Origin of the sequence: Chryseobacterium panacisoli (genome assembly GCF_008274625.1) — a bacterium.
GTDB classification, from domain to species: Bacteria; Bacteroidota; Bacteroidia; order Flavobacteriales; family Weeksellaceae; genus Chryseobacterium; species Chryseobacterium panacisoli.
Window position 1 is genome coordinate 577779 of record NZ_VTRU01000001.1, and the last position, 14342, is coordinate 592120.

The window sequence follows — 14342 nt, forward strand, 5'->3', positions numbered from 1 at the left end:
CTGTGTATACGGGAAGCCTTTTTTATGACCGGAATTCTCAATGGATTTTTATCTCTTTTGAAATACCTTTTTATGGGTTCCATCTTCATATTCCAGAATGATTATCTGATCTTTGGTATCGGGAGAAATTTTCTTCCCTGATATATCATAAACATTCTTTATTTTCTTACTTTTGATTTTATCCAGATTTTCATGTGTTGATAATGTAGGCATAGGAGTAGTGGCCACCATGTCTCCTAAAAAATAATAAGGTCCCCAAAAAAGATGGGTTAAGCTCTCAGCATATGTACCGATATTGAATTTCAGCAACCTGATTTCATTCTGTGAACTTATGGTACCTACAAGTTCGTTGGTAACTCCCAGGAAACATAAGTTACTGATTCCCTCATCCACCTCTGTAAAGGTTGTGGAAAGCACATTGGAACTGACCAGGTTACCAGTGGATAATTGATAAGATTCTATAGTAAACACTATATTTCCTGAAACAGTATTCTGCTTTGTAACATAAAGCTTCTGATTTACAGGCACAATACTGGTATAACCTGCTGAAGGTAAATTGAATGATGTTTCACTCCCTGTTGTAATGTTATATTTAACAATTTTACTATTCACCAAAAGTACAAGTTCGTTGGTTTCCTGGCAAAAGGCAAAATCCGAAAAACCGCTAAGGGAAGGCGTTGTATAAATATGTTCAGAAATAAGATTTCCTGTTAGTTTATTAAATTCACACACAGAAACAATATTGGAAGAACTTTCTTTAACAGCAAATAATCTTCCGTTAGCCATGGCAACATTTACATACAGTTCTGCGGTATTGGCAGGCCAAGGAAGCTGTAATGATGAAAATGTATCATTTCCGACATTATATTTACCCAATACATTCAAACTTGAATTAAGAGTAAAAATCATGTTTGAAGAAGAGTCGAATGATGCACTGCCAATATTTGAACTGCCATTACTGAACAAATAGTTTGATGACATTTGTGCCCCGCTGTTATTATTCAGTTTATTCATATAATCGTACATGACGTTATTAGAATAACTTGTCATTGTACAGTATAAGTTCTGCGCACCCATGTTAGTGCAATACAATAAAGATAGCAAAATTAATTTTTTCATTTGTGTTTATAATTTTTATAGGTTTTCAAAATTTGCCTAAATGTGTCCAATGTAAAACAATGGATGGCAAATATACTTTAAAAATAATTATTAGAAATCACCGGGAATTACAAACAAAAAGCGCCTCAGAAAATCTGAGGCACTTTCGGTCAATTAAAGGTTTAATTTTTATTTATCTAAATGCTTCGGAGTAAATCCGTCTTCATTCAGTTCTCTGTGTACATACTCTGCTTTCATTTCAGCTTCATAGTCTACTTTGGTATCTTTACCCATTCTGCGTAGAACAGAGTCAAATAGAGAGTAAACTACCGGTACAATGATCAAGGTAAGGAATAAAGACGATGTCAAACCACCGATTACTACCCATGCAAGACCTTTGTTCATCTCAGCTCCTGCACCAGTTGCCAATGCGATCGGTAACATACCGAAGATCATCGCAATCGTTGTCATCAGGATCGGACGAAGACGTGCGTGGTTGGCTTGTACTAAGGCATCGTGGGTATTAGCACCCGCGGCTTTTCTTGCATTGGTAAAGTCAACGATAAGGATCGCATTCTTCGCTACCAGACCAATCAACATGATCATCCCTAACATGGTGAAGATGTTCAGTGAGTTGGCTGTTAGTGCAAGAATCACCATAACTCCGATCATCGCTAACGGAATTGAGAACAATACCACGAAAGGATATACGAAACTGTCATATAGTGAAACCATTACCAGGTATACCAATACGATAGCTGCCAATAAAGCAATTCCTAACGTACCGAAACCTTCCTGCTGGTTCTCCATATCTCCACTCCAGATATAATCTACACCTACAGGTTTTTTGGTGCTGTTCATGAACTGGTTTGCCCACTCATTAGCTACGTCCCCTACCGGTCTACCTACTGCTTTTGCTCTTACTTTTACAGAAGGAGATTTATCTCTACGTTCAAGTAAGCTTGGTCCTGAACCCATTTTCACTTCAGCAAACTGGCTTAAACGAACCTGCTGCCCCTGAGGGTTTGTAAACATAAGGTTTTTAACATCATCAATGGATTGTCTGTTGACGTCTCCAAAACGGATATTAATATCATATTCATATTCTCCGGCTCTGAATTTCCCGTCTGTGTTTCCGTTGAATGCAGTCTGCATTGTCTGTCCTACACTTGAAAGATTTAAACCTAGAGAAGACATTTTATCTCTGTCAATACTTACCTGAACTTCCGGGCTCCCTGTATCTGTTGATAATTCCGCATCTACAGCTCCGGGAACTTTCTTCAGTAGTTCTAAGATTCTTGTTGCTTCTTTTACAGCGGTAGCGTTATCAGCAGCGGTTACTACCATTTCAATAGGAGCATTTTCAGCACCCATGATACCGATTGGAGCTGTTTTAAACTCAACTCCTGTGAATTTCTCCTCTAACTGCCTTTTTATTTTCGCCGCTTTGATATTGGTACTTTCAGAACGTTCAGACTTATCTGTTAAGTTTACCTGAACTTCAGATTGATAAGTGGTTGCCTGCGCTCCACCAAAACCTGTAGACTGCTGTCCAACGGTTGTAATAAGGTCTACAACATCTTTATCATTTCTTAAAAACTTCTCAACATCTAATGTTAACTGGTTTGTTTTTTCAACGGTTGCATCTTTTGATAATTCCATTTGTACAAGGAACTGACCACGATCGATTGGCGGGAAGAATTCACCTCCAATGAAACCAAATGCTACCAGCATAAATGAACTGATTAAGACAATGAATGTAATAACCACTGTTGATATTCTTCTTAAGGTCGTTTTCAGACACCATTCAAGGATACCTGTGATCCAGTGTGTAAACTTGTCGATTAATCCTTCAAACCAAAGAATGAATTTTTCAAACCAGTTTTTACCTGTCAAATGTTCCAATTTACCGAATCTTGATGATAACCAAGGAATGATGGTAAATGAAGCCAGCAATGATAATAGGGTTGCAATAACTACCGTGACGCAGAACTGTGCCAGGATATTGGCCACAAGACCTGAACTCATTGCAATCGGCAAGAATACCACCACAATTACCAATGTAATCGCAGCAACGGTAAATCCAATTTCTGAAGCTCCGTCATACGCAGCTCTGATTTTACTTTTACCCATCTCCATGTGACGGTAAATGTTCTCCAGCACTACGATCGCATCATCCACAAGGATACCTACCACAAGGGATAATCCCAGTAAGCTCATCAGGTTCAAAGTATATCCCATTAAGTTCATTCCGATGAACGCTGCCACCAATGAAGCCGGGATAGAAACCATTACAATAAACGCGTTTCTGATACTGTGAAGGAATAATAACATCACAATTGCCACAAGGATAATCGCTAAGAATAAGTCGAAAATAACGTGGTTTGCTGATTCAAGGGTAAATTCTGTAGTATCGTTTACGATTTTTACTTTTACTCCCTGAACTTTGTATGCTTCTTCTACTGTTTTAATTGTTTTCTGAACACTTTCAGATACCGCAACGGCATTCGCATCAGATTGTTTTTTAACCTGCATCAAAATAGTTGGGAACTGGTTGAATCTCGCTACTTTTTCAACATCTTTCTGAGAGTCAAAAACGGTTGCAATATCAGACAAACGTACCTGAGCTCCATTTTTATTGGAAACTACAAGATTGTTCATTTCTTCAGTAGACTTATACTTTCCTGATAATCTGATCGTAGATTTTGTAGTTCTCGTTTTCAAACTTCCTGTAGGGAAGTCAAGGTTTGAGGAAAGAATTGACTGTTGTACGTCTCCGATTGAAAGTCCGTACCCCTGCAGTTTTTTCTCATCAAGGTTCACCTGAATTTCTCTCTCCTGTCCACCTACAAGGTCAACCTGGGCCACACCGTTTACACGGGAGAAAATAGGTTCAATCTTTTTATCCAGTAAGTCATAAAGGTCCTTACTGTTCAGCTTATCAGATGAAATACTCATCGTGATAATTGGTAGATCATCTAAAGAGAATTTATTCAGAGAGGGTGCTTTCACGTCATCCGGAAGGTCTGCAAGGATAGCATTTACCTTTCTCTGGGCATCATTCAAAGCGTAGTCTACATCGGCACCATCGTTCAGCTGAACCATGATTACGGATAAACTCTCATATGAAGAAGATTCTACTTTTTTTACGTTTTCCAGGGAACCTACGGCATCTTCAATCTTTCGGGTCACGGATGTTTCCACCTCTGCAGGTGAAGCTCCCGGATACACCGTAGAAATTGTTACCATGTTGGTTTCAAACTTCGGAATCAATTCGTATCCCATGAGCGTATAACTCAGGATACCTCCCAGCGTCAGAATTGTAAATAATACAATTACCAGCGAGGGTCTTTTAATCGATATTTCTGCTAACTTCATAGATCTGCTACTTTATAATGTTCACTTTAGATCCGTTATCCAGGTTGATCTGTCCGCTGGTTACTACCTGCTCTCCTCCATTCAGTCCACTTAGAACCTGAACTTTATCTCCGTAAACTTTTCCGATGGTTACTTTAATCAATTTAGCAACACCATTCTGAACAACGAATAATTGTCCTGAACTTACTCCGTTTACAAAGGCTTCTGCAGGAACCGTCATCATATTCTGAGTTTCTGCACCATTATTTGTACTGAATTTAGCTGTTGCGTACATCCCCGCTTTTAGGTTTCCTCTGTTCTGAACTTCAATTTCCACAGGGAAATTCAAAGAAGCATCACTTTTAGGAGCGATAAATGTAATTCTACCTGCGAAAGAATCTTCAGGCAAAACATTTACTTTAATCGGAACTTCCTGACCTAACTGGATTTTCCCGATCTGGCTCTCATCCACTAAAACAGAAAGTTTTAAGCTGTTGATATTAACGATTTCAAACATAGAAGTTCCTACTGAAACAACTGTTCCGGGTTCTACCAACTTTTTATTGATTGTTCCGCTGATACCTGCACGGATGCTGGTGTCATTCACTCTTACTCCCTGAGCTTTCACAGCTGCCTGTGCATTTTTCAGCTGAAGTCTTGAGTTATCAACCTGTTGTTTTGTAACACCTCCTGTTTTAAAGGCATTTTCATAACGCTGATTATCGATAATCGCATTTTGCAAATTATTCTGAGCCTGTGTAACATCCACTTCGATAGCGTCTCTCTTGATCGTTGCCAACACCTGGCCTGCACTTACTCTTGAACCTTCTTTTACCAAAACGCTTACAATACGTCCGGCAATTTCAGAGGATTGGTTCATTTCCTGCTTAGGAATGAAAGTCCCGTTGGCAGAGTAATCTGTATCAATATTTTCTCTTGTAACGGTTACAATATTAACATTGATTTTATCTACCTGCTTGGCAACTTCTTTTACTTCCTGCGTCTGCTTTTCTTTGTTCCCGGCAATCTTGTAAGCGGCTAAACCTACCAGTACTGCTGCTACGATGATATATATTAAAGTTTTTTTCATTTTAGTTTATTATAAGTTTTGTAGTGTGTTTAGTTCACCCTTTGCTTTTATCAGCTTGATCTCTGCCTGTTTGTAATCCAGCAATGCATTAGAATAGTTCTGTTTTGCCTGTGTCAAAGCATTTTCAGAATCCAGCACCTCTGTAAGGGTTGCTAACCCATATTGATAATTTGACTGGGTATTTTTCTGAACTCTTTCTGCCAATCCTACATTATCTTTCATGCTTTCAATATTAATCAATGCATTTTCCATATTGGTAACTGCATTTTTATAATCTAAACTTAAGCTCAACTGAGTATTTTCAATATCAACATCAAGATCCTGAATATCAATTTCAGCCTGATTGATTTTTGCTTTGGTAGCTCCTCCCGTGAAAATAGGAATATTTACATTCAACCCAATTGCTGAATAATCACTCCAAAGAACGCCCTTACTAAGACCGTTTGTCAGCGGGAATTTTGCTCCGTTTGCTCCCCATCCGTAGTTCGCAGTAAGATTTACTGATGGATAAAGATAGGCTTCGGTTGCTTTTTTATTGAAAACCAAAAGCTCCCTGTTTTTATTTAAAACTTTGATCTCTGTACGATCATTAAGATTTACGTTGCTTGCAATCAGCTCAGGTTTTGGTTCAATCTCTTTTTCTTCAAGCTCGATGTCTGTAGAAATCGGGATTCCCATATAAAACTTCAGAGCATTTTTTGAAAGTTCAACAGAGTTGATTAAAGTCTGCTTATTGGAACCAATATTCGTAAGCTGAACATTTGTTCTGTCTAAATCAATTGATTTTGCCAAACCGTTATCAACCAAACTTTTAATAACATTTCTTACTTTTTCAGTGTTGGCATAGCTGGCCGTTACCGTTTTAAGGTTTTCCTCCTGTACAAATACCTGATAATAAGCTGTTGCTACATTTTCAATAATCTGTTCGTTGGTTAACTGAGCATTCAGTACATAAAACTCTCTTGTTGATTTTGCAGCTTTAAGTCCTGTAAATACTCTTTGATCAAAAATTGCCTGCTGAAGTTGTACAGAAGCTGTTGAACCCCAAGGCTGCCCAAACTGAGCTCTGATTTTTTCTCCTCCAAATTCCAGCAAAGATTCCTGAATAATCGGGTTATAAGTTAAACCCGCCGTCGCACTGACCTGTGGAAGAGCACCGGCTCTGGCCTCATCAATCTTGTATTCGGCTTTTTTTATCTGTAAAGCAGCTTTTTTAGCTTCTGCCTTATTCTGAAGTGCCTGTTTTATAGCTTCCTGCAGGGAAACCTGCTGCTGGGCAGACATCAATGTAGAGCCGAAAATCATAAATGCTGAAGCTATCCCAATTTTTAGCTTTGTAGCAGTTATACGTTTTCTATTCATAATTTTATACTTCGTTTATTTTTTATTTAATTTTCAGTCATTATTTATTTCTAAATGACGAATCATTTTCAGAAATACTTTAGTTTTTTTTAGTTTTTGAACAACATATTGATAATAATCTCTTTTCGTTCAGAAATAATCTTATCATATTCTTCATCATTAATTAATAAATTCTCCATAAATAATGGTCTTATGGCACTTGGGAATACTAATAGAGCAACCATATTAAGAATAAACTGAACAGGTGCCATTTTTTCTATATTTCCCAATTCCATTTCTTTTTCGATATCCTTATACATATCATTCAGGATATCTTCTTCAATTTCTCTTTGATGGCAGGTTCCTTTATTGATCTGCGATACGATATACGTTTCCAGATACGGATACTGAAGGCTCGTAGAAAGACTGCTTTCTATGAATTGGCTGATCTTTTCTTTAAAAGGCAGATCAGAATTCTGAATGATCTTCGATTTTTCCTGTTCTACTCGTTGCGCTTCATCAAAGATGATCTGAATCAGCTTATCTCTTGAACGGAAATAGTAGTTAATAAGGGTCCTGTTCACTCCTGCTTCATCTGCAATCTCCTGCGTAGTAGCATCAAATTTTCCTTTCACAAAGAACAAATTCTTCGCTGTCTCCTTGATCAATTCCTGTGTTTGGTCTTTTTTTGCTTGATTTGACATTTTTGTTAAACAAATTTGTGCAAATTTATACTAAAATTTATTTTTGACAAAATTGTTAAACAAAAAAATTAAACATAATTGTTATGACATCCATCATGTTTTTACATGTAAAAGTTGTAATAGGAAATATCTAAAGAAAGGTTTCTCTTTAGGCAGGATTAGTGGAAAGAGCTTTTCTGACGGAAGAATCTACAATGGATGACTTCTGATCAAAAACAGTGAATAACAAAAAAACGAGCAGAAATTTCTGCTCGTTTTTTTTATAATAATTTGATCTTATCTTCAAGAATATCGATGATCTTATCTTTATAAAGTCCTCCGATCGCTTTTTTAAAGTTTTTCTTACTCATATGAAGTTCATTTTGAATTTCTTCAGGAGAAGATTTATCTGAAACATAAAGAAGTCCATAATTTTCTTCAAGTTTGGTCAGGATTTTCTGTTTGAACTCGTCAATATTTTCAAATCCTTCAGGCTGTAAGGAAATATCTATTTTTCCGTCTTCACGTATAGTTTTGATATACCCGCTTTCTTCAGATAATGGATATAATTTTTTGAAAACATCGGAAGCATATATCAAACCAATGTACTGTTTGTTGATGATAACGTTCCAGCCCAGCTCACTTTCGTTCATCATAAGCAGATCTACTTTGTCTCCTTTCTGAAACGGAAGATCATTATACTGCGGATTTCTCTTGAACTTTGTAGTACCTGTAATCAGCTCCATATCTTCGTCTACATAAACATAAACCAGATATCTTTTGCCTTCGATGATTTTGGTTTTCTGCTGTTTGTAAGGGATAAATAAATCTTTAATAATTCCCCAATCCATAAAAGCTCCGGTTGGAAGACTCTGTACGCAGCTCATCACCGCAAATTCTCCTACTTCAGCCAATGGAATTTCAGTAGTTGCCTTTAATTTATCGTCATCCTGGTATACAAAAACTTCAACTTCATCGCCTATTTTTTTTTCATCCTGAGTAAAGATTTTAGGCAGAAAAGCTTTTTCTCCGGATTCGTCCACGAGGATCCATCCTGAATTAATTTGTTCTGAAATTGTTAAAGTCTGAGTTTTTCCGAGTTGCATTGATGATAAAATTAGCTGACAAAGGTACGGAAATTTGAAGATGCCAACCTAGTCAATACCATTATAATCTTCGGATGATTCTTATTAACCTTTTATAAAGGCTGTAAAACATGTACATTTGAATAAAAAACAAAACATGAAACAATATTTTATTCTGTCTTAACTTTTTTCTGTTGTCTTTTCAAAAGCTCAGCTATTGGAAAAAACAGCAATAAATATTTCTTACCGATATACCGGAAGAAATGTTCTGCAGGCAGGATTAGAATACAGATTTGGAGATAGCTATGATGGTTCTGTTATTCTGGGACCGTCTCTGCTTTACACCCATGTTAATGACACAGATAAATTTATTCCGGAGATGAATATCAACTTTATCCGTGCCGGATTTCTGTTTGGAATATCTGGCAATCCTTATTCATTAGAACCAAGAATAGGTGTCTCGTTATTTAATGCTATATTTCTGAATAGCGGATATGCTTTTCCTATTCACAGAGATAAATATTTTAAAGGAGTAACCTTTGGAATACAGTTCAATATTGCTCCGAAACATTCTAAGTTTTACGATAATCTGAAAATAATATAATCAAAAACATAGGCTTTGGCTGAAACCAATGGAATTGTTATAAAAAATAAAAACGGGCTAAAGACCGTTCCTATTGAATATTATAAATTTGAAATATAATCCATCAGTTCCTGTTTGCTGCTTTCAAAATCAAAGGCATCATACACCATGAAATACCTGTTTTTATCGGCACAATTTCGGTACATAGACTTTGCCAGTGCCAACTTTTTATTATCAAAACTAAGGGCTTTTACCAGATCTCTTATCTGCGCAGAAGTAAACATTGAAGTGCGCATCTGCTGATTGATCATGGCTATCTTACCATCATCAAACTTCTCATCCCTCATCATCATATCAAAAAACTGACGGAAAGAATTATTATCCATTACATTACCCTGATTATATCCATCTCCGGACTGGTTTCCGTAAGGATTGTTCCATACATCATTCCAGTCATTGAAGCCATATTGGCCCTGAACGGGATAAGAATCCAGTAGATATAAACCTTCGTTGGTAAAAAAATCCAGCACCATTCTGTTATTATTGCGAAGCATAAGCGTAGTTCTGTAAATCAGAAAACCATTTTCGTAGATAGAAACAGGCATTCTTCCTGACGACAAATCAAAGAACCTGTATTTGCCGAAACCATTGGCTATCATCTGATCTCCAATTTCAACAGTAAAAAAGCCTTGCTCAGGAATTCTCAGAAAAACTTCCGCATAGCCATAGTTTCTGTTCCACTGATAATTGGGATGTGTATTTCTATTGCTCTGAGGAATCGTATTATTTCCAGGTCTCCTCCCATCAGGAGTTTTATTTCTTTCATTTAAACTTTTGGGAGATCTCATTTCTGAGGTAGAAGCTTCATTCTTTAATAACTCTCCAACCTTACCTGCTTCCTGGGCAAAAGAGCTGATCCCCGCTAAAAGCATCCCACTGATAAAAATCTTTTTCATACATGAAATTTTCAAAAAACCAGCTCCATTTTCATGCCAAAAGCCACATAAAAAAGGCTGTATCAAGAGAAACAGCCTTTAATTTTTAAATATTTAAATGATTAAATCTTTTAATCAATTATTACATATGGATTGGTCTTTTTCCTGTAGCATCCAATGCAGCTTCTTTAATAGCTTCTGCATACGTTGGGTGAGCATGAGAACTTCTTGCGATATCTTCAGCACTTGCACGGAATTCCATAGCAATTACTCCTTCAGCAATAAGGTCAGCAGCTCTTGCTCCGATGATGTGCATTCCTAAAACCTCATCTGTTTTTTCGTCTGCAATAATCTTAACAAGACCATCAACATCACCACTTGCACGGCTTCTGCCTAATGCTCTCATTGGGAAAGAACCTACTTTGTAAGCCACCCCTTCTTCTTTCAGCTGCTCTTCAGTTTTACCAACTCCTGCAACTTCCGGCCATGTATAAACAACACCAGGAATCAGGTTATAGTTGATGTGAGGTTTTTGTCCTGCTAATGTTTCAGCAACAAAAACTCCTTCTTCTTCAGCTTTGTGAGCCAGCATAGCACCTTTGATAACGTCACCGATCGCATAGATGTTAGCAACATTAGTTTGTAGGTGGTCATTTACTTTTACTCTTCCTCTTTCGTCAAGCTCTACCCCTGCTTTTTCAAGGCCAAGACCATCTGTATAAGGTTTTCTTCCCACAGAAACTAAACAGTAATCTCCTTCAACTACTACTTCTTCTCCTTTTTTATCTTTAGCGGTGATTTTTACAGTATCTCCATTTCTTTCAACCGCAGAAACCGCAGTAGAAAGCATAAACTTCATTCCTTGTTTTTTAAGAACTTTAGTCAATTCTTTGCTTAAAGCTCCATCCATTCCAGGGATGATTTTATCCATAAATTCTACAACAGTTACCTGAGCTCCTAATCTTAGGTATACAGAACCTAGTTCAAGACCAATAACACCTCCACCGATTACTACTAAATGTTTAGGAATTTCTTTAAGGTTTAAAGCTTCCGTAGAAGTAATCACTCTTTCTTTGTCTAAAGAGATGAAAGGTAGTGCAGATGGTTTAGAACCTGTTGCAATGATTGTATATTTGGATTCGATGGTTTCAGAAGAACCGTCATTTTTTGTCACTTTAATCTGAGTGGCAGATTCGAAGCTTCCCACGCCTTCAAAAACAGTAATTTTGTTTTTGTTCATCAGGTAGCTGATTCCATCTGTATTTTGCTTGATCACTTCGTTTTTACGTTCGATCATTCTTGCAATATCCGCTTGCGGCTCATTGATGATAATTCCGTGACCTGCAAAATTGTGTTTTGCATTTTCGAAATGTTCAGAGCTGTCAAGAAGCGCTTTTGACGGAATACATCCAACGTTAAGACAAGTTCCGCCTAAAGTTGAATATTTTTCAATAATTGCTGTTTTGAAACCTAATTGTGCTGCACGGATAGCAGCAACATAACCACCGGGACCAGAACCTATTACGGTAACATCGAATTGACTCATGTTATTCTATGAATTTGTTTATTATTATCTATCTTAATTCTCACAAATTTACATATAAATTACCAAGCACCAAAGTGAGTTTTATCAATTTTAAAAATGATAATTATATGCTTTAGTTTTATGAAAAATGTTATTTTATGAATTTTATATTTTCCTCACTCCCCTCCTTCAAATAAATTGCTGTGAAGACCAATGGTTTCTCTGCTGATGCATTATCAAAATGGAGAATCGTAGTATTTTTAGGTTCATAGAAAGCATCTCCTTCACGAAGAAGAATGCTTTTCTGCCCTTCTATCTGAAAAACAGCTTCTCCGGACTTGATGATTCCCACTACCGGGCATGGATGTACATGTTTGGGGGCGGGCAGACCTGCAGCCATTGTTATTTCCTGAATTTCTGCTGACTTAACACTCTGATCAAGAGCAGTCTTTAATAATTCTTTTCTGGAGATCGTCTTCTGCTGAGCCATGATTACAACAGAATTCAGCATCAAAATAACAATTATAAATGGTTTCATTGATTGGGTATTTAATTTTACTGCTTATTTTTATTAAATCAGCACGAAATATTATACATTCAATTTTCCTTGTCCGAATGTACCTGTACTTTCGAAAAATGAACCGCCATATACATACCATTCAAGGCTTTCAAGATACTCTACTGCATTTTCCGGGGTTATCTGTGAACGGTCTTTTTTTGAAACAATTCCTTTGTACCATCTTCCCGACTTGGAAAAACTTTCATTTTCAACAAGATAATGAATCCATATTCTCTGACATAGTTTGCATTGTTGAATAGAAACTTCTCCATATCTTCCGTTCGTATGATCTATACCTAATTCGGAACTTCTAAACTCTGTATAATTGAAGTCAGGTTTTTCACAAGCACATCCTATTTTCGGGACTTTATTCATTACGATCTATTTTATTGCCCAAATTTAAGAAAATAAAAAACCATAAGACAAATAGTCCGGCAATACTACTTCATTAAATCCAGCAATACCTTTTCGTATTTATCCAAAATAATATTCTTTGAAAACCTTGATTTAATAGAGTTTCTTATTGCATCTCTATTGTAATTGTTCTGCAATACTTTTACAATCTGCTGGGCAAAACCATCATAGTTTTCAATATTGGCAACTTCACCGTTTACATTATGCTGGATAATTTCATTGATTCCTCCCGGGCAGTTGTTGGCCAGAGAATAAGTTCCACAGGCCCCCGCTTCCAGAAGTACATTGGGAAATCCTTCGTATCTTGAAGAAAGTACAAATAAATCCGCATATTTCAGATATTGGTAGGGATTATCCTGTCTGCCATGAAAAATCACTTTTTTTAATCCTAAGAGCTCTTTGGTCTGATGTAAAATGTCCTTATCTTTCCCATCACCCAGAATATGAAGCATAATATTTTCATTCTTCAGTCGGGAAAAAACCTTCAACAGGTTATCAAACCCTTTTCTGGACGATAAGTTTCCAATGGCCACTACATTTTTATAATTGTATTTGAAGCATTCGGGCTTTAAAGACAGGGCCATTTTATCTTCAATAAAATCAAAGTCTACAGGATTATTGATCTTGACAATTTTTTTCTTTTTAATATTAAAATTATCAACAAGATCCTTCATCATATCGTCACTCTGCGCAATGATTCTCTGATAGTTATTGTAGAAATTATAGAAAAACTTAATCTCCTTACGGGTTACATGCTGGGTAACAACATTGGTTTCCCGGGCAATGAATTTCGTTCTTGGAAAGAGTTTGATGAATAGGGACAAGTAAGCATTTACCTCTCCGAAGCCTGAGAAAACAATATCTGGTTTTCTTCGGTAGATTTCCCCTAAAATAGGCTTTAAAGAATGTCTTATTCTTTCGGTATTGATATCGATAATTTCAACATCTTTTTTCAGAAAATTCAAATATCCGCCTTGTTTACGTAACAGCAAAATCTTGGGTTCAAACCGATCTCTGGAAAGATGATTCGCAATAGTAGTAACAATCCTTTCTGCTCCCCCGGTTTCTAAGTCCGGCAGAATAAATATGACAGATATCTTTTTCATCAGTGTAAAGTTAGTAAAAAGTTTTATTAACCTTCAAGCCTAACTCATTAAATACAGGAATAATTTCGTTAATATTTTCCACGCTTATAAATGCATATTTATCTTCAGCAAAATTAACTCCTCTTTTTCCAAAAAAAGAAAATTTTTCATCATTCCTTCCAAAAATATTTTCAGGCTCCCCAAAGATAATATTGCCAAAATGCTTCGTGTTCATTTCAGCATTCACCTGATCTATTTCATGCAAATTTTTGTACTTTAAAATCTTCCCATTTGCCTTTTCCACAATAGCTATTCTCTGGTTTGTAATAATATAATAGTTGTTTTTAAGTCTCCAATATTTGACAATCCATCTGAAAATGGTAATATACAAAGCACTACAAAAAACACCTATCCCTATTATTGAAAAAAGCCAAAAACCGGAATTTAGGATACTCGTAATAAGAAATACTGCAATTGCTAAGTAAAATACAGAAAAAGCCGTTCTCAACTTTTCTGTCATATTAAAAAAGAAACTCTTCTTAGGAAGAATTTCTTTTAAAATGATTTCGTTATTGTTTAAAGTCATA

13 protein-coding genes are annotated in these 14342 nt (G+C 36.4%); 1 reads left to right on the forward strand and 12 read right to left on the reverse strand.

Annotated elements, in window-relative coordinates:
• Positions 1 to 48: 48 nt before the first annotated feature.
• The 6 genes from FW781_RS02760 to FW781_RS02785 form a co-directional block, all read right to left on the reverse strand.
• Positions 49 to 1119, reverse strand: a complete 1071-nt coding sequence (locus FW781_RS02760) for a hypothetical protein (protein ID WP_149386011.1) — start codon at positions 1117 to 1119, stop codon at positions 49 to 51.
• A gap of 168 nt (positions 1120 to 1287) precedes the next feature.
• The gene (locus FW781_RS02765) at positions 1288 to 4476 is read right to left on the reverse strand and encodes an efflux RND transporter permease subunit (protein ID WP_047385337.1); all 3189 of its coding nucleotides are present in this window, start codon (positions 4474 to 4476) and stop codon (positions 1288 to 1290) included.
• A gap of 7 nt (positions 4477 to 4483) precedes the next feature.
• On the reverse strand, positions 4484 to 5545 hold the full coding sequence (locus tag FW781_RS02770; RefSeq protein WP_047385338.1) for an efflux RND transporter periplasmic adaptor subunit: 1062 nt from the start codon (positions 5543 to 5545) through the stop codon (positions 4484 to 4486).
• Positions 5546 to 5554: 9 nt separating this feature from the next.
• A complete protein-coding gene (locus FW781_RS02775) occupies positions 5555 to 6907 on the reverse strand; it encodes a TolC family protein (protein ID WP_047385339.1) in 1353 nt (450 codons plus the stop codon).
• An 89-nt stretch (positions 6908 to 6996) separates the two neighbouring features.
• Positions 6997 to 7590 (reverse strand): TetR/AcrR family transcriptional regulator, encoded by a 594-nt coding sequence (locus tag FW781_RS02780; RefSeq protein ID WP_034695556.1) that lies wholly within the window; start codon positions 7588 to 7590, stop codon positions 6997 to 6999.
• A 260-nt stretch (positions 7591 to 7850) separates the two neighbouring features.
• Entirely contained in the window at positions 7851 to 8675 is an 825-nt protein-coding gene (locus FW781_RS02785; protein WP_149386012.1) for a CvfB family protein, read from the reverse strand.
• 196 nt (positions 8676 to 8871) lie between these two features.
• On the opposite strand from FW781_RS02785, the gene FW781_RS02790 reads away from it, so the two are divergent.
• The gene (locus FW781_RS02790; protein ID WP_228720124.1) at positions 8872 to 9258 is read left to right on the forward strand and encodes a hypothetical protein; all 387 of its coding nucleotides are present in this window, start codon (positions 8872 to 8874) and stop codon (positions 9256 to 9258) included.
• Between the two features lie 80 nt (positions 9259 to 9338).
• Here FW781_RS02790 and FW781_RS02795 read toward each other — a convergent pair whose 3' ends face one another.
• From FW781_RS02795 to FW781_RS02820, 6 genes are all read right to left on the reverse strand, one after another.
• On the reverse strand, positions 9339 to 10193 hold the full coding sequence (locus tag FW781_RS02795) for a DUF4476 domain-containing protein (RefSeq protein WP_149386013.1): 855 nt from the start codon (positions 10191 to 10193) through the stop codon (positions 9339 to 9341).
• A 121-nt stretch (positions 10194 to 10314) separates the two neighbouring features.
• Positions 10315 to 11718, reverse strand: coding sequence for a dihydrolipoyl dehydrogenase (gene lpdA, locus FW781_RS02800; RefSeq protein WP_047374277.1), 1404 nt, complete (start codon positions 11716 to 11718; stop codon positions 10315 to 10317).
• 130 nt (positions 11719 to 11848) lie between these two features.
• The gene (locus FW781_RS02805) at positions 11849 to 12235 is read right to left on the reverse strand and encodes a cupin domain-containing protein (RefSeq protein ID WP_149386014.1); all 387 of its coding nucleotides are present in this window, start codon (positions 12233 to 12235) and stop codon (positions 11849 to 11851) included.
• A 51-nt stretch (positions 12236 to 12286) separates the two neighbouring features.
• Entirely contained in the window at positions 12287 to 12631 is a 345-nt protein-coding gene (locus FW781_RS02810) for a hypothetical protein (RefSeq protein ID WP_149386015.1), read from the reverse strand.
• Between the two features lie 65 nt (positions 12632 to 12696).
• Entirely contained in the window at positions 12697 to 13776 is a 1080-nt protein-coding gene (locus FW781_RS02815; RefSeq protein ID WP_149386016.1) for a glycosyltransferase, read from the reverse strand.
• Between the two features lie 10 nt (positions 13777 to 13786).
• A complete protein-coding gene (locus tag FW781_RS02820) occupies positions 13787 to 14341 on the reverse strand; it encodes a hypothetical protein (protein WP_149386017.1) in 555 nt (184 codons plus the stop codon).
• Position 14342 lies beyond the last annotated feature (1 nt).